This window comes from Lentisphaera marina (genome assembly GCF_028745505.1).
Classification (GTDB): domain Bacteria; phylum Verrucomicrobiota; class Lentisphaeria; order Lentisphaerales; family Lentisphaeraceae; genus Lentisphaera; species Lentisphaera marina.
On sequence record NZ_JAQZZL010000001.1, the window covers coordinates 1,207,190 to 1,223,734 of the forward strand.

At 41.1% G+C, this 16,545-nt stretch carries 16 protein-coding genes and 1 other RNA gene; 3 read left to right on the forward strand and 14 right to left on the reverse strand.

Annotation, left to right across the window (positions count from 1 at the left end; genetic code table 11):
• Positions 1-46: 46 nt before the first annotated feature.
• Together PQO01_RS05020 and PQO01_RS05025 are read right to left on the reverse strand one after the other, a co-directional pair.
• Positions 47-301 carry an NADPH-dependent FMN reductase family protein gene (locus PQO01_RS05020; protein WP_274312939.1) on the reverse strand — a complete coding sequence of 85 codons (255 nt, stop codon included), beginning with the start codon at positions 299-301 and terminating at the stop codon, positions 47-49.
• 279 nt (positions 302-580) lie between these two features.
• Positions 581-1,732 carry a helix-turn-helix domain-containing protein gene (locus tag PQO01_RS05025; RefSeq protein ID WP_274312940.1) on the reverse strand — a complete coding sequence of 384 codons (1,152 nt, stop codon included), beginning with the start codon at positions 1,730-1,732 and terminating at the stop codon, positions 581-583.
• Between the two features lie 350 nt (positions 1,733-2,082).
• Here PQO01_RS05025 and PQO01_RS05030 point away from each other — a divergent pair, with 350 nt between their 5' ends.
• From PQO01_RS05030 to PQO01_RS05035, 3 genes are all read left to right on the forward strand, one after another.
• The gene (locus tag PQO01_RS05030) at positions 2,083-3,147 is read left to right on the forward strand and encodes a glycoside hydrolase family 43 protein (RefSeq protein ID WP_274312941.1); all 1,065 of its coding nucleotides are present in this window, start codon (positions 2,083-2,085) and stop codon (positions 3,145-3,147) included.
• A gap of 367 nt (positions 3,148-3,514) precedes the next feature.
• Positions 3,515-3,916 carry a hypothetical protein gene (locus PQO01_RS21605; RefSeq protein ID WP_420792918.1) on the forward strand — a complete coding sequence of 134 codons (402 nt, stop codon included), beginning with the start codon at positions 3,515-3,517 and terminating at the stop codon, positions 3,914-3,916.
• Positions 3,841-4,071, forward strand: coding sequence for an IS66 family transposase (locus PQO01_RS05035; RefSeq protein ID WP_420792899.1), 231 nt, complete (start codon positions 3,841-3,843; stop codon positions 4,069-4,071). Before PQO01_RS21605 ends, PQO01_RS05035 begins: the two co-directional genes overlap by 76 nt.
• A gap of 307 nt (positions 4,072-4,378) precedes the next feature.
• Here PQO01_RS05035 and pyrE read toward each other — a convergent pair whose 3' ends face one another.
• From pyrE to PQO01_RS05095, 12 genes are all read right to left on the reverse strand, one after another.
• A complete protein-coding gene (gene pyrE, locus PQO01_RS05040) occupies positions 4,379-5,050 on the reverse strand; it encodes an orotate phosphoribosyltransferase (protein WP_274312942.1) in 672 nt (223 codons plus the stop codon).
• Positions 5,050-5,652, reverse strand: a complete 603-nt coding sequence (gene recR / locus PQO01_RS05045; protein ID WP_274312943.1) for a recombination mediator RecR — start codon at positions 5,650-5,652, stop codon at positions 5,050-5,052. The genes pyrE and recR overlap by 1 nt, the downstream gene beginning before the upstream one ends.
• On the reverse strand, positions 5,649-8,450 hold the full coding sequence (dnaX, locus tag PQO01_RS05050) for a DNA polymerase III subunit gamma/tau (protein ID WP_274312944.1): 2,802 nt from the start codon (positions 8,448-8,450) through the stop codon (positions 5,649-5,651). Before dnaX ends, recR begins: the two co-directional genes overlap by 4 nt.
• A gap of 35 nt (positions 8,451-8,485) precedes the next feature.
• Positions 8,486-8,585, reverse strand: an RNA gene (ffs, locus tag PQO01_RS05055) — signal recognition particle sRNA small type.
• 72 nt (positions 8,586-8,657) lie between these two features.
• Positions 8,658-9,527 (reverse strand): acetyl-CoA carboxylase, carboxyltransferase subunit beta, encoded by an 870-nt coding sequence (accD, locus tag PQO01_RS05060; protein ID WP_274312945.1) that lies wholly within the window; start codon positions 9,525-9,527, stop codon positions 8,658-8,660.
• A gap of 3 nt (positions 9,528-9,530) precedes the next feature.
• Positions 9,531-10,208, reverse strand: a complete 678-nt coding sequence (locus PQO01_RS05065; protein ID WP_274312946.1) for a ComF family protein — start codon at positions 10,206-10,208, stop codon at positions 9,531-9,533.
• Positions 10,201-11,115 (reverse strand): CPBP family intramembrane glutamic endopeptidase, encoded by a 915-nt coding sequence (locus PQO01_RS05070; protein WP_274312947.1) that lies wholly within the window; start codon positions 11,113-11,115, stop codon positions 10,201-10,203. Before PQO01_RS05070 ends, PQO01_RS05065 begins: the two co-directional genes overlap by 8 nt.
• A 5-nt stretch (positions 11,116-11,120) precedes the next feature.
• Entirely contained in the window at positions 11,121-12,140 is a 1,020-nt protein-coding gene (lpxD, locus tag PQO01_RS05075) for a UDP-3-O-(3-hydroxymyristoyl)glucosamine N-acyltransferase (RefSeq protein WP_274312948.1), read from the reverse strand.
• Positions 12,141-12,142: 2 nt separating this feature from the next.
• Positions 12,143-12,745, reverse strand: a complete 603-nt coding sequence (locus tag PQO01_RS05080) for an OmpH/Skp family outer membrane protein (protein ID WP_274312949.1) — start codon at positions 12,743-12,745, stop codon at positions 12,143-12,145.
• Between the two features lie 18 nt (positions 12,746-12,763).
• The gene (locus PQO01_RS05085; protein ID WP_274312950.1) at positions 12,764-13,243 is read right to left on the reverse strand and encodes an STAS domain-containing protein; all 480 of its coding nucleotides are present in this window, start codon (positions 13,241-13,243) and stop codon (positions 12,764-12,766) included.
• A 134-nt stretch (positions 13,244-13,377) separates the two neighbouring features.
• Positions 13,378-13,767 (reverse strand): hypothetical protein, encoded by a 390-nt coding sequence (locus tag PQO01_RS05090; protein ID WP_274312951.1) that lies wholly within the window; start codon positions 13,765-13,767, stop codon positions 13,378-13,380.
• 172 nt (positions 13,768-13,939) lie between these two features.
• A complete protein-coding gene (locus tag PQO01_RS05095; RefSeq protein WP_274312952.1) occupies positions 13,940-16,531 on the reverse strand; it encodes a hypothetical protein in 2,592 nt (863 codons plus the stop codon).
• Positions 16,532-16,545 lie beyond the last annotated feature (14 nt).

The window sequence follows — 16,545 nt, forward strand, 5'->3', positions numbered from 1 at the left end:
CCAATTATAATAAGTGGTTGGTTTATTAATCAAAATGAAACATCGATTAGGATTGACTTGCTAAATTATCTTCATCGTTTAGCAGGCTGCCATTTTTACCATCCAAAGTTCCCCAACCTGGGGGAGGGAGCTCGGCACACCAGCCCTTCATCTTGCCGGAAATAGTGCCGTAGTTGGTTGGAGATCCAAGTGAGATGCCGTCGCACCATTTGAGGTCATCGAAACTAGCTTCATCGGTAGATAGAACACGAACTGTAGTGTCTTCGAGTTCGGAAGCGTTCGAGGCGATTGTGTCTGCCATGATTTTTGTGTTACCGCTACGAGAGTGTAAAGTACGAGTATATTGCTCATCTTATATTACCTATTATAAATATAAATACGATAATAACTGGGTCATGATGTTTAATCTATTGCGATAATTGAATGTTAATTCATATAAATGAAACACTTTATGTAGCGATAAGCTTTAGGGCTATTACGTGGAAAAAAGAGAAGATTATTTGATTATTACTGATACGGTAGAATACTCGAGCGGTATTTTTAACCCTACTAATTTTCGGTGATTAATTTGAACTTTAATTCAGGCCTGAGGATTTTTTAAGCGCTTATAGGCACCCGGAGTTATACCTGTTTCTCGTTTGAAAAATAGGTGGAGTGCCTGAATTGAGTAAAAGCCCGTTTGACGGGATATGTCCTCACTGCTCATCTTACAGTGGATGAGTAAGTATTTGACACGTCGCAGTCGCAACTGACGAATAATCTGTCCGGGTGACATGTGGAAATGGGCCCGAAAAGAGCGCTGTAGACCCTGTACAGACATCTCCATTTTTTGAGCTAAGCCTGATGCGTTGATAGTGACATCATCGTAAATGATGGCTAGTGCACGGTTCACTACAGGATTGGAAGAAGCAATGACATCGGTACTTGCTCGGGTGATAGTATTGAGTGGCTCATGTTTTATCAATAATGGAGAGCCTGACTGAGGTTGACTGATCAACACTTCCAGAGCTTCAGCTGCCCTGACACCGAGTCCGTGTTGATCGGTATCAATACTACTAAGGGAAATATGTGAGGCGGTAGAAATAAGTGGATCGTTATCTGCACCTAAAATAGCAACTTCTGAGGGGATCTTGTAAGCCATTGATTCGAGCAAAGCTAACCATTGTGCCGCCCAGCTATCTTCAAAGGCAAAAAGTGCAGCGGGAAATTGTAGTTGGGGTAGTTTCTTTTTCCACCAATCGGAGGAGTGATTGAAGAGGTGTTCATCGTAGATGTTTGGCGAGTTTAAGACGTGGCATTCGTAGCCGGCTTTTTTGAGTGTATTTTTAAAAGATTCACTACGTTCTTCAAACATAGGAAGGCCACATTCGAAAGGGACGTAAAAATTTGTAAATCCTCGTTCTAAAAAATGATTTGCAGCCATTTTTCCGATCATTTCATTATTGGTCACCACACGAGGTACCTGCAATCCGTGTTTTTCTAAACCTAAGTCAATGACCGGGATTTTGTGCTCCTTAAAAAAATCTGAAGTTTCTTTGTGACCGATCATAGTGATTGCACCATCACCACGCCAGCAAGTTGGGATCCCTTGCTGATTTTGGGTTTTGTGCAAACAAAATAAGTCCCAGCCATACTTCTGCGCCACTTTAGCGACTCCTTGATGAACTCTGTTATCATACCAGTCCAATGCTAGAAGAATTTTTTTTGTATTTACTTGTGTATTACTATCCATTGAAGTGCCCCGATGTTTCATTTATGTGTAAACTATAGCTTTCTCTTTTGATTTACGAATCACTAGTGCCATTTTTATTAGTGTGATTTAGCTTGATTTTAATAATCATTGCAAGTTTTACACTAAATAAGTGTAGTATGGAATGAGCAGCCATAGCCCTACATTAAATGTTTCATTTTTATTAATTTTTTGATTATTTATATATATTGTGTGTTTTGCGGATAGGGCCTAGGTTTAGATCAATAAGAAAAATGATGATGAACGTGATTACCTATTATAGACCAAAATACAGGCCTTAGTCAAAGGGTGCTGAATGGGAGCTCACCAGAAAAAGAAAAAGGAATTAAACTATGAATGATCTAGTCCATGAAAATGACTTAAATATACAAAAGAGTGATGCAGAGCTGGTGACTGAAAAGGATTTGCTTAGGGCCTCCACACTGCAGCCAAAATCAGCACCTTTAGTGGAGCATATGTATACAGCAGATCCCTCGGCACATGTCTTTAGTGGTAAAATCTATATATATCCCTCACATGATGTTGAGACAAATCAACCCCTCAATGATGATGGTGATCATTTTGATATGAGGGATTATCATGTTTTTTCACTTGAGAAGCCCTTTGCTAAAGCTACAGATCATGGTGTAGCGCTCGATGTTAAAGATGTGAAATGGGCAGATCGCCAGATGTGGGCTCCAGACGCAGCGGAGAAGAATGGTAAATACTATCTCTATTTTCCAGCGAGGCGTCATGATGGTGTGTTTTCGATTGGCGTTGCGGTCGGAGACGATCCAGCAGGGCCATTTATACCTAATGAGAATCATATCAAGGGAGCTTATAGTATTGACCCAGCAGTATTTCAGGATGATGATGCCAGTTATTATATGTACTTTGGCGGCTTATGGGGGGGGCAACTACAGCAGTGGCGTAATAATGTACGTGGTGAAGATATTTACCCCGCAGATGATGAGCCAGCACTCAATCCCCGTGTAGCAAAATTAGCAGACGACATGATCAGTTTTGACGAAGAAGTTAAGGAAATAGTCATTCTTGATCAGGAAGCTAAGCCCTTATTGGCGGGAGATACCGATCGCCGTTATTTTGAAGGCCCATGGGTACATAAACATAAGGGTAAATATTATTTTTCTTACTCAACTGGTGAAACGCATAAGATTGTCTATGCCACAGGTGATTCACCTTACGGTCCCTTTACTTATCAGGGCGTCATTTTAGAGCCAGTATTGGGTTGGACAACACATCATTCAATCGCTCAATTTGAAGGTAAGTGGTATCTTTTTTATCACGACTCTATGCTTTCACGGGGACAGACTCATCTTCGTAATATTAAGATGACTGAACTTCTTCATAGTGAAGATGGCTCAATTACAACAATAAGTCCTTATTATAATAGTTAATTAAGGACTGATTAAAATAAAAAGTCCGACTCAATCATCAATTTTATTTAACTGTGCAGTAGTACATTGCTATCCATAAAATAGCATTTTTTTACTTATGTTTTTCACAGTCATCCCATAGGACAGGAAAAATTTATTCCTTAATACATTTCCCCGTGTAAATACCTTCTGTTTATTAGATGGATGTTTTGGTTTTGACGAAGTTTCAGTCATTGGCTGTCCCATAGATTTTATGTGAATCCTGGCAAATGCTGCTGATGAGGAGTTGAGTATAGCCTTGGTGGATCACTGGCTGTTCCACAGGATTTGAGGACTGAGTACAATTCAAGCCTCGACCAAAGTACGCCACGGATAACGGTGAATATTCTTGAGAAAGAATATTTTCACTTACTTTGAAATGCCAGAAGACGCAGAGCGTGAAGTTATTATTCACGATCTTTCTGACGAGGAAAAATTTGGCCCTATTACTGGAGAAGTGCTTGAGTGTATTGGAGAAGATGTCAGAGAACAACTCCAATATATCACAGCTCATTATAAGGTTCTTGAAATTCATACCCAAAAGTATGTATTGCCTGGTAACTCCAAAGCTGGGGTTATTACTGCGAACTTACCAGAAGAACCTATCAAAGGCTGTCGTGCTCACGTAAGTTTATTAACTCATGTTCTATTTATAAATTTGCAGATCACCTTCCTTTGTATCGTATTGAGGAGCAATTCAAACGTACTGGTTTACACATTCCTAGGCAGACTCTTTCATCATTGGTATTAAAACTTGGAGAGGTTTTATCTCATCTCGGAGAGGTTTTAAGAGATAAGATACTTTCCCAAAGTAGGATATTTACCGATGACAGTCCCATCAACTTCCAGGTCAAAGGGAAAAAGAAAATTCAGGAAGGACGAATTTGGGTTGATAATGAATTTTAATTTCCATGATTAACTAGGTATTTATGTCTTCTATTGTGTTTCACCTTATGACTTTTCAGGGTCCAAGTTATGCACATATCCGCTCATGTTTGAAGATTTGAAAATCAAAAGCTTGCGCCAGTGGGAGACTCCATTATCACTTTAGATCTTCATAACTTGCGTCATCTACAGCTAGGCAGCGAATTTCAGTGCCTTCGATTTGTTCAGCACCCTCAGCGACGAGACTTGCCATTTTACTTGTGTTGCCATCATTGCTATGGAAGAGTACGAGTATTTTTTAACATGGGGCCTCTAGTCTTGTTTGCGTTTAAATCCCGTATTGAGCTCGGTAAGCTTTGATGCGTGCTAAGGTTTCGTCATCTATAATGACTGTGCCATTAACTTCCCTGTTGTAGAGATAGTCGACAACTTCGTCAATACTTACAATGGGGTGTACTGGAATTTGGTAATCTTTTTCAATTTCTTGAATAGCTGATAGCTCACCAGTGCCTTTTTCCATTCTATCAACAGAAACAATGATGGCCTCGATACTTAAATCCGCCGCATCTTTTAAGATGGGAAGGTTTTCACGCATTGCGGTTCCCGCAGTAATTACATCTTCAACAATGATAACTTTTTGTTGATCGGCTAGTTTATAGCCAACAAATGAGCCGCCTTCACCATGATCTTTCGCCTCTTTACGATTGAAAGTAAAGCCAATATTTTTGTCAAACATCGTGTAAATTGCCGAAGAAATTGTAACTGCTAGGGGGATGCCTTTGTAGGCGGGGCCATAGACTAGATCAAAATCTAAGCCATAACGATCTTTGATTGTTTCTGCGTAAAACTCGCCGAGTTTAGCAATTTTTTTCCCAGTATCATAATTACCGGTGTTAACAAAGAAAGGTGTTTTGCGGCCTGATTTTGTGGTGAAATCACCAAAAGTGAGTACTTGAGATTCTACCATAAAATCGATAAAATCTTTTTTGTATTGTTCCATTAGAGTTCTCTTCTTGAATTAATTGCCATGGCAATAGACGCTGCATCAGCATAATTAAGGTCAGCTCCAATGGGAATGCCTTGGGCAATGCGCGTTGTATTAATGCCTTGTTCGTTTAAAAGTTTTGCGATAAAGGAAGCGGTTGCTTGACCTTCAATATCAGTGGCGGTCGCCAGAATGACCTCATGAACGTGATTATCTTTGCAGCGTTGAACCAAGCTATCGATATTTATATCCTCGGGACCAATACCTCTCATGGGGCTAAGTTTGCCGTGGAGGACGTGATAGAGACCTTTGAAGGAGCCACTTTTTTCAATTACGGGGAGTTGTGATACTTGTTCGACGACACATATTAGCTCATTATTTCGTTTGGAGTCAGAGCAAATAGGGCACAAGAGATCTTTTTGTGAAAAGAACCCACACTGTTCGCAATTGTGTAAGTCATGTTGCATTGAGTCTATGAGTGAAGCAAAATGTTTGAGCTTTGATTCGGGCCAAGAATAGATCGCTAAAGCGAGTTTTTCAGCGCCTTTTTTACCGATGCCGGGAAGGCTTGCAATGGTTTCTATCGCTTGTTGGAATTGATCGGGGTAAAGTTTCATTTTGAATCTTTAATACTCATGATTGATGCAGAGAAAAATTCTTGATATCGTTCAACGACCGGATTGGAGTAGCCTTCACTCGATTGAGTCTCGCTTACTTTTGGAGTATTGTTGATGAGGTGAACTTTAAGCTTACTTTCACTTGTGAAAGCAGCTAGCTTCTTTTCAATAAATTCACTAAAACCTGGCTTCTCTTTGATTTGAGAAATACAATCGTTTGAACCTTGAATAATAAAACTAGTCCCAGATTCATAAATTGGCTTACATTGCTCAAGAATGCTTCTGTTCTCTTCTTTTAATCCAGCTAATAGTTCAAACCAAGCGTCGGGAGGTGGAATTTCTTTTACTTCGATAATAGGGGAGCTCTTCTTCTGAGGGATACTTTGCTCTACTCGTTTTTCTTCTTCTCTTAGCTCGGGTAAGTGTTGGTCGATTTTTTCTAAGCGCATCCCGAGGCTATTTTTAGCCAAGGTGTGATTCTTTTTGTCATTGGGAGCAGATAAATCTTGTAGTCGAAAGCGTTCGAGTCCAAGACCAAGTAAATCAGCTTGGTTGCTTTCACAAACTAAGCCAGTGGCATAGGGTCGTTCTGTATAGTCCGCTTTTAAGTAGAGTTCAATTTCACTTTCACTAAAAGTATGAGCGTGTAAGGCTTCGTCTTTTGGGGCGGGTTTTTCTTCTAAATTCGGTTTTTCGTTTGCATTAAGTGCTGCCGATTCTACAGGTTCGGCTACAGGTTCGGCTACAGGTTCGGCTACAGGTTCGGCTACAGGTTCGGCTACAGGTTCGGCTACAGGTTCGGCTACAGGTTCGGCTACAGGTTCGGCTACAGGTTCCGCTACAGGTTCCGCTACAGGTTCCGCTACAGGTTCGGCTACAGGTTCCGCTACAGGTTCCGCTACAGGTTCCGCTACAGGTTCGGCTACAGGTTCCGCTACAGGTTCGGCTACAGGTTCGGCTACAGGTTCCGCTACAGGTTCCGCTACAGGTTCGGCTACAGGTTCAGAGGCTGTGTCAAATAGAGTGTCATTAGCTTCTTGTACAGGTTCCTTAGGTGTGGCTATGTCAGTGGTAATATTGCGTTGATCTGTTGGGTCATTTTTAAGCAAAAGATCAGTGATTTCAGCTTCGCCTTTTTCAAGTAAGACGGTTTCAGCTTTTGTGATGCTGGAGTCGTCATCGGAAGCGGGTGTAGCAAGCATTTGCTCAAGAATTAAACTGTTTGAATGAGGCTCATCCTTTAATTCTTGTTGGTCAGTAGGTGGTGTTGCTTGAAATTGGTCGAGTTCTACCTTGGACTCTTGTTCATTTGGCTCGTCTTTTGGAGTAAGCATTTCCGTGGAGCTTTCCTCAGCAATGGCTGGCATAGTTTCGTTACTATCGTCCGCGTCTTGAGTCTCAGGTTCCTTTGCGTCATCTTCGTAATAATCATTTTGAGTGTCAGTAGCACTACTTTCGACAATACTTTTCGTATCGGATACGGTGTCTGCAGCAGCTTCTACTTTGGTGTCAATAATTGGTTTTTTGACGATTGATAAGGCTTCCGCATTTGTAGTAGGTCGCAAGGGTCGCGCTTCTAAGGAATCATTTTTTTTTTCTACGATGGGAAGTGGGGGTAAGTCAGCCTCTAAATCTTGAAGCTTATCTTGTTTCCGTAAAGATTGTATATGCCTTAGGAGATCTTCAACTCTTAGTGAGTGAGCATCCTTCATAATACGTAATAGGGTGACTTCTAGATAAGTGCGTTTATTAAGGGTGTGGCGGATTTTTCCATCGTAATCGAGGAAGCCATTCAGCAGTCGTTGTAAAAGTTTATTATTAGAAATTTGCGCCAAGGAATGAAGCTGTTGGATTTCAATTTCTTCTAGATCAAGGATAATGGATGCTTTTTGGGGTGATTCTAGAAGAATCATGACATCGCGGAATAATTGAAAGAGCTCGGAGTAGAGTTGTTCCATATTGCGTGCGGCTTTCGCAAGAGTGTCAATAGCTTCGATGAGCTGCGGCGCTTGATTTTGAAGGATGGCAGAGGCGATTAAATTGAGTTCATTTGCAGAGCTCATGCCAAAGACATCGATGACGTCTTGTTCAGAAATTTTGTCATTGCCAGAACAGAATGAAATCATTTGATCTAAGATACTTAAGCCATCGCGCATACCTCCATTTGCGGTACGAGAGATAGCGTTGATAGCCGCCTCTTCAATAGAAACCTGTTCCGTTTCACATATGTGTTTGAGGCGACCCGCAATAATATTGCGAGGAATCGGTTTTAACTCGAGTCTTTGACAACGAGAGAGAATAGTGGGAAGAACGCGATGCACCTCAGTCGTTGCAAATAAAAATTTGATGTGAGGAGGGGGTTCTTCTAAAGTTTTGAGGAGGGCATTCCAAGCGGCGTTGGAAAGCATATGGACTTCATCAATAATGAAAATTTTGTAGGGGCATCGTGCAGGAGTGTATTGGGCACCTTCTCGTATTTGCCTAATGTCGTCAACGCTATTATTGGAAGCACCATCGATTTCAATAACATCAATGCTTGAGCCTTGAGTAATTTCGGTACAGTTTGTGCACTCTCCGCAGGGGTTGAGGTCAGCTCGAGGGGATTCGCAGTTTAAGGCTTTAGCGAAGATTCGTGCAGAGGTTGTTTTACCAATTCCACGCGTTCCAACAAAGATATAAGCATGGCCTACACGTTTGTTTCTTATTGCGTTTGTGAGTGTGGAAGTAATATGGTCTTGACCAGCCAAATCATCAAAAGTTTGTGGACGCCATTTACGTGCTAAAACTTGGTAGGTCATAGGGTATTCTCTTTTGGGAAGGGAAAATAGAAAACACAGCCCGGGTTAACCGCCTGCACCCGACATTGTTCCTTATGGCTGCTCGGTTCCCCGCCTGACCAGGTTCGGAACGCAGACGCCGCAGGGGGCCCGGACTGTGAGATTGGACTATACATCAAGACTGCTGTTTTACAGTCGAAATATAGTAAAAAGTTATAAAAAAATTACTTACTCGCATTTGCCTGATACGTAGTCAAGAATCAGTGCTAGTTCATCTTTTAGTTGCTCGCGATGGACGATGCGATCCACAAGGCCGTGATCAACAAGGAATTCCGCAGTTTGGAAGTTCTCTGGGAGCTCAGCTTTAATGGTGGTTTCAATAACTCGAGCACCTGCAAAACCGATAAGGGCATTTGGCTCAGAAAGGATGATATCCCCAAGAGATGCGAAACTTGCCGTAACACCGCCATAGGTAGGATTCGTCAAAAGGCAGATCATGGGTAAGTCATTATTAGCTAACCTAGCAAGTGCGCCACTTGTTTTTGCCATTTGCATGAGGCTTACGCAACCTTCTTGCATACGTGCACCACCAGAGGCAGTAACGAGAATAACAGGGAGACGTTTTTCAGTGGCAGCTTCTACGAGGCGAGTTATTTTCTCGCCAACAACTGAGCCCAAGCTTCCGCCCATGAATTTGAAATCCATAACGACAATGCCGGCTTTTTGGTTCTTGATTTTACCAAAGCCACAAACAACGGCGTCTTTTGTATCGAGAGCCATTTGTTTTGAGGTGAGTGTTTTGTCGTAGCCAGTGAAACCAAGGAAATTAACAGACTGCATGTCGGCGTCAATTTCTTCAAAATCAGTCATGAGTGAATTGACACGGTCCATGGCGCGAAGAGGGAAGTGAAAGTCACATTTTGGACATATGGAGCTATTAGCTTCGAGTTCTTCAATAAGAATTGGGCTCTGGCAACTGCGGCATTTTGTAAAACCTTCTTGGGGGTTTTCGCTATCTTCAAGTGAAGGCATAGCTGCAGTGGGAGTTGTTTTGTCGTAGTTGACAGTAGAAAATTTAGTTTTTCCGAAAATAGGCATGTTCTATCCTCTCGCAATCGTTAAAACGGAGATCTCTTTTGGCTTTTCTTGTCGCAAAATTTTGCAGCAGGCGTTCAGAGTTGCTCCTGTGGTTAAAATATCATCTATGAGCAATATACTTCGATCTTTTATATTGTCTCTTTTTTTAATGGAGAAAAGATCTTTTACTGACTTAAGTCTTTCTCTCTTGGCTTTCGATGCTTGTGCTTTGCCTAGGTGAGGCCGTTTTAAGAGTGGGAGGCATGTTGAGTCAGGGTGAGATTTGGCAAATTCTTTGGCGAGTAATTCACTTTGATTCCACCCACGCGAAATTTTCTTTAAGGGATGCATGGGGACGTAAGTTATGATATCGGGCTCTGGTAGTCCCGCTTCCTGGAATGAATTTTCCATTTCTTCGCAAAGGTATTTTAGTAAGTAGAGATGACGAGAGTATTTGAATCTAAGGATTAAGTCTCGGCTAATTCCTTTGAACTCAAATGGTGAGGCTGAAGAATTCCATTTCGGGGGTGTTTTTAAGCAGGTACTACAAATTTGAGTTGCTGTGTCGATGGTGTTGTGGCAGGACTTGCAGCTATTATTGAGGTCGATCCTGTGTAGTTTTTTGAGGCATGAAGTACAGATGGGGGATGAGGAGGAGCTCTCGCATGCTAAGCAAGTTTCTGGATAAATGAACTTAAGCATCTCTTTTTTTTGTTTTCTCTAGGTAGATCCAAGTGCCGATGCATATTAGCGCGAGCCAAATGAAGGCCGCGTAGCCCGTGAATTTATCGTAGTTACCGACGAGCCAGAAGTGGGGAGAGTCAAGATCAGTACGTGTTACATTAGAGTTTCCTTTTATGATACTGACCCAGCCGGCATGGATGCCAGCGGCTAAGGCAATGTTGCCCCGCTTTAACGTGAGTGCAGCTAAGAAGATTCCGACAGTTAGGAGAGTTAGGAAAGAGCCGATAAAGCGAGGGTCGGAGTAGAGGCTGAATGCGCTCTTTAAGTAGATAAAACCACTATACCAATGAATGACTTCGTAGTCTGTGCTGGAATCGCCTTTTATGAAGTGAACAGCTGCATAGATGGTGGAGCTTATTAATATGGCCATGAATAGTGTGCCGATACGTGAGAGTATGCGTGTGAGGATGCCTCTGAAAAAAATCTCTTCAATTAAGCCAACAGCAATTCCTGTGACGATACCTTTGCGAATGCCTTTAATGATTCGCTCGTCGATGGGGCCACTTTTTAGGATTCGTAATTCGATGAAGTAGAAAAATAGTGCTAGGCAAAGCAGTGTGATGGCACCAAAAATAAAGCCCATGCCGAATTCTTTGAAAAAGGATTTTCTAGGGATGGCTAAGCCAAAGTCATCTTTACTGGTGCAGTTGAGTTGTTTAGCCAAGGGCCATAAGCCGACGAAGGCGACGAGCATAAAGGCTCGATTGCAAACCTTGCCAAATGAAGCGTCTCCAATTGAATCAATCTTCTGTAGTGCTGTGGAATGGATGAGTTCCCAAAGAAGAGGGCAGATTAAGCTCCCAAGAATAAAGACACTAAAAAGATAAATGGTGAGTGCACCAATTTTTTTACGGTCTTCATTCATTGCTATTAGCCAAGTTTTTCTTCGAGTGCTTTGAGGCGCTTTTCGAGTTTAGAAATTTTGCGAAGTTGAGCACGATCAGCAATGAATTCTCGTCTGGAAGTTGCAGGCATGCCCATGACCACTTCTCCTGGTTTGAGGTCGCGTGTCACGCCAGCTTTGCCCATGATTGTGCAGCCGTCGCCAATTTGAAGGTGTCCACTAATGCCTGCTTGACCGGCAATTGTAACGAAATTGCCAATTTGTACGCTTCCAGCAATGGCGACTAAGGATACGATAAAGCAGTGTTTGCCAATGATAACGTTGTGACCAATTTGTATCAGGTTATCTAGTTTGGTTCCTTCGCCCACAATAGTTTTTCCGAATCTAGCGCGGTCAATTGTGGTACATGAACCTACTTCCACATCATCTTGTAATTCTACTATACCAATTTGAGGGATCTTCTTGTGACCTTCTTTACTAGGTATAAAACCAAAACCATCAGTGCCGATTACGGCAGAGCTGTGGATAATGACTCTTTGTCCGACTAGGCATCGCTCGCGCACAGTGGAGTTAGGGTAAAGGATAGAGTATGCGCCAATTTTTGCTTGGTGACCAACATATGCATTTGCGCAGATGACTGCATTGTCACCTACGGAAGCACCTTCCATGATGACTGCCCCAGGACCAATGTATACGTTCTCGCCTATTTGTGCGTTTTCTGCAATGCTGGAACTGGGGTCAATTCCTGGGCTGTACTCAATTGTAGGTGGTGCAAAGTGGTTAGCAATTTTGGAGAAGGCTGCAGAGGGGTCTTCACATGAAATGAAAAGTCTGTCAAAGCCTTGTGTGTCAAAGCTTTGGTCAACTAATATTATGCCAGCTTTACTGCCTTGAATTTGAGAGATGTAGCGTTTGTTTCCAAGGAAAGATATAGAGCTCTCCTTGCCGTCTATAAGTGAGCTGACTTCAGTAATTGTAATGTCTGATTTTCTGTTGGCGTTACCTTCAGTGAGGGCAAGGATTTGGCTGAGCTTCAATGCTTTCATATCTATTTTGTAGTAGTGGCTTTTTTCTCGTCTTGAATTTTCTTTACAAAGTCTTCGTGACCTTTGTTGATTTTTGCAAGAATTTTGTCTGTGATTGAAAGGCTGTCTTTGCTATAAATTAGTAAATTGACGCCATTGACAGATTTTCCTGAGGCATCAAGTACTAGGTCAACTGAATTGTCAGTTGCGTATTTTGTGATGACCTTTTGGATATCTTTAGTTAATTCTTCAGTAATAGTACGACGTTTGCTTACGGCTTCTTTTTGAAGGTTTTGTTGAAAGAATTTTAAGTTTTTGACGGCAGCTTGTCCTTCTGTGGCTTTCGCTTCGGCGTCTTGTTTTTTCTGCATGCGAGCACCTTCGCTTAATACGGGATTCATAGATTCACGCATTAATGTTTGGTATTCGTTTTGGAGTTTGTAGGCTTGAGTTTGCATTTCTTTGAGACGTGATTCGGTGATATCTTTTTCTTTTGCAAGCTTTTTGTTTTCAATTAAAGTACGGTAGTAATTTTCAAAAACTTTGTTCATGTCAATGGTGACGACTTCAAGTGCTTGTACGAGTGGAGCTGAAAGAAAGAGGGCGATGAAAAGAATTTTTTTCATGAATTTATCCTAGGTGGTTTAAGAGTTGTTTTCTTTTAAATAGGTAATGATGTCTTGGAAAACAGGGCGATTGGCTTCGTTAGCATCAATGAGTTCCTGGTGAGCATCGAGAATGTTTTTGTGTTTTGCATCTTCACTCATTTTTTCGTTTTTCAGAGAATGCATGGGGATTTGCTGAGTAGAAGTGTTGGTGAAGTTGAGGATTTGACTAATGCCCAGTGAGTTGAAGTTCTTTTTATTAGCTTCGTTGACGTTGCTAAGCTCAACGGGGCAGGACTTCATTGTCCCCATTCTAGAAATCATTGTAAGGATTCCCATGAATGTGCTGTCCATGCCAGTGCATTCAAGCATGTTAATATTGATTTTTTTGCTGTCGCCTTCGATAGCCATCATGCAAAAGCTTCTTATAGCTTCGCTGTTGTCAAAAGTTCCTCGTCCTTTTACGGCGAGATGAGCGACGTCTTGTTCAATACAAACGGTGATTGAGGCGCTTTGCATGATAATTCCTAATTAATCTTATGAGATATATTGGAACATAGAGTATACCCAATTTTAAATCAGTAAAAGTGTATAGGCATTTTCTTCTCAAAAAAAAACCTGCATAAAATAATGCAGGTTTTTAAAGTGCGTTTTTAGTCTTGCTCGGAAGATCCGCCTTCATTAATGATGGATTCAATCGCTTGAGATATCTTTGAATGAAGTTCACTCTCAAAATATACCCTGTCTAAGCCAGGGGGTAAATGAAAGCGTAAGTGAAGATCTAGCATGTTGCCATCAGTGGGTGCTGGAAGTTCTGGGGCGCTTTTACCTTTACTATCAGCTTCTGTAACTGGACTAATTTTAGATTCTTTGATTTCTAGAATATGAAGATTATCAGGTAGAGAAATTTGATCATCTAAATGAGCTATGTAGAAAGAGCTTTTTGGGTCTTTTTCTAATTTGATAGACGCCTCTTGTAAACTTGCAGCTTCAGCAACAGAAGAAACCTCGCCGAGAGGGAGTATGTATTTTTTGAGTGACATATATGTCTCCATAAATTGTTTGGCTCTGAAATAGCACGTGAGATGCCTTTCGTTTTTTTAAGTATATAAAATATTGCCCTATAGGTAATTATGTGTTAAAAAACAGTTATTATCAAGTCTCGAAGTCAAACTATTGGCGTCATAATGACTCATTATTGGGCAATATGACTACTTATTTAGGTAAGAAAGGTGTGATATCTGCTTTTCGGCTATTTAGACTGCTTTGTTTGATTTTTAGGCAGATGATAGAGCGCTTTTCGCCATTGTCTTTAACTGTGAATGGCAGTTTTAGGTCATTTCGGATGATTTGTGTTAAAGCTTTATTATCATTTGTGTTAGCCCCTTCGATAATCACCTCTTCAATCGAATCTGGATATTTTCTCGATTGTGTGAAAGCACTAAAGAAAATTCTTAAGCGTGATTCTGCTTGTTCACTATGAGAGTTAATTCGAATCCAAACTTCATCGCAACCAGCATCATCTTTTTGGTCGTTTGTTTCAATTGTTGAGTTCATTTGCAAGAAAAAGTCAACGACAGATGATTTTCTAGCTACGGCCTCATTGCTATTCAGCCAGCTTTCTAGTAAGGAGTCGCGGTGTTGAGTAAAGCATTTGCGATTATTTGGGAAAATTTTAAGCTGACTAATGGCACAAAATTCATTTTGAATTTTGCGATCCTCATAGCAATAGAAGTGATCTTTTGGGTCTGCGAGCCATTGGCTAATAAGAACTTCTCTATGATCAAAAATATTTTTATAGAACGACATTACGTCTTCGTTATTAAGAAACTCGTTGATAGCTGCTTTAAGATCTGCTTTTGATGAACGGTTGTATTTGTCAATGCTTAGGACTTGGATTTCCTTACGGCAAACAATACTTTTCATTCTATTCACAAGGTTGGCGATAGATGTAAGGTCACGCCAAGCACATTTGTTGAATAGATCAGTATCATCAATTATCGCATTTAGCATTAATGAGTATTCAATGAGTTCTCGTTCGGGATTGATGAAGTACTTGACTCCAGACTTGTAAATAGCTTGCTTCTTTTGAACGAGTCTATTTAGGACGCCAAAATCTTCTTGGTTAAGGTTTTCCTGATTGCGGAGTTCTTCCATTTGTTCTTCAATTGAATGAAGACTTTGATTTTGGCAGCCGTAGCGGTCGTTGATCGTAAATGCTTGTTCTGCAAGGAGTACATTGACTGATTGGACGTCGGCAATGGTGATGGTCATGCATTCTCTAGAATTCATTTCAGATCTGTGGTGGTCAATGGCTGAAATTGTACGAACGGAGGGGGCAATTTTAATTTCGTCACTATTGCAGAAGTCTCTTAAGGTAACGGAGCCAAGTGAATCGTTGAGCATATCGGATCGGTGAATAACACCTACGGGAATGATTCGTTGTTTTTTATCTAGAAAACATACAGTGACGTGTTGGTAGCCTCTGAGTTTCTGCTTAATTTCGGTGGGTTCAGCCTTGGTACTTACGTAATTGGGAGTATTGCCAAGTACCTCTTTTTTGACCGCTAGAGCCAAATCCATACGGTCATAATAATTACGTCCAGATTGTATGGAGTCACTAAGTTTATCAAAAGCTTTATTGAAGGTAGAAAATATTTTAGATCTGGCCAAGGTGAAAACTTCATTTTTGAAATCAAAGTTTTCAGGGGCAAGGAAGGAGTTCATATGGTCTACAAATTCGCAGTAGGTGGACTGAGAGACTTCATCCATAAATCTGAAGAATTCTAAGAAAGTAGTTTTGCTACCATGCTCGAGTTTTAAGACCTTCTTTAGATATAAATCGAGTAATTCACAATCTTGGTGGTGGTAGCGTTGGAAGCTCATTTGACTATCGCCAAGATTCGCATTAAAGCTCGTGTCCAAATAGGATTTAATATCCTGATGAGTTACCGTGTCTCGACTCATGAGTGATGTAAAAGATGAAATCAATACCTTTTCATAGGAATGGATAGTCATGTTTAGAAGTCTCTGGATACGACCTACGGTATCAACGTCCGAAACGCGCCAGTCACCGAGATAGAAACCATCTTCATCAACCACAATAATGTGGTTAGTGTTTCTTTCGTGTTGAAAATCACGTATATTTGAGTTGCCAGTGACGCGGATAAGTTTGTGCTGATTTACAATATCCATCGCAACAGGTGAAATCAGTGACTTGTGTTTAGCGACTCGACTGAACACATTGGGAGTAAAAATTTTATTGAAAAAGTGAGCGATGAGTGGACTGGGCTCTCCTTGTGGGACGTTCCATACCGTTAAGGTTTGGCCTACTTTACATGAAAAGGCATCCAGCCAACCAATAAAAGAACCCGTCGTACTATCTAAATCTGGTGGATTGTGTGCAGTTATGTAGTGAGAGTTTGGGTAGTATTTATCGTGACCAATAGGGAAAAAGAGTTGATATTCATCTCTAGGGATATGTTTGCCGCTAATCTTTCCTCGTATCACAAATTGTTCAGCTTCATTTAATCCTGAGTGTTGATTTAACCAACGTTCGAAAGCAGTGATGTTAAATTTACCATCTAGGATATGGCTCTCAGTAATTTTTGCTGCGTAATCAATGACTTCTCGGAGGAGAAATGAGTTGCGTGGAGCCGCCTCAATTAATTCTAGGAGCGTCTTATTAACTAACTCATTTCTAATGATGCTGCTTTTGTTGAGAAACTCTTGGGTACAGAAGTTACTGATAATGTCGTCGGTATTTTCGAAAGACATTTTTTCGAAAATGGCATCTCCTATGAGCATTTTTTTATTCCTTG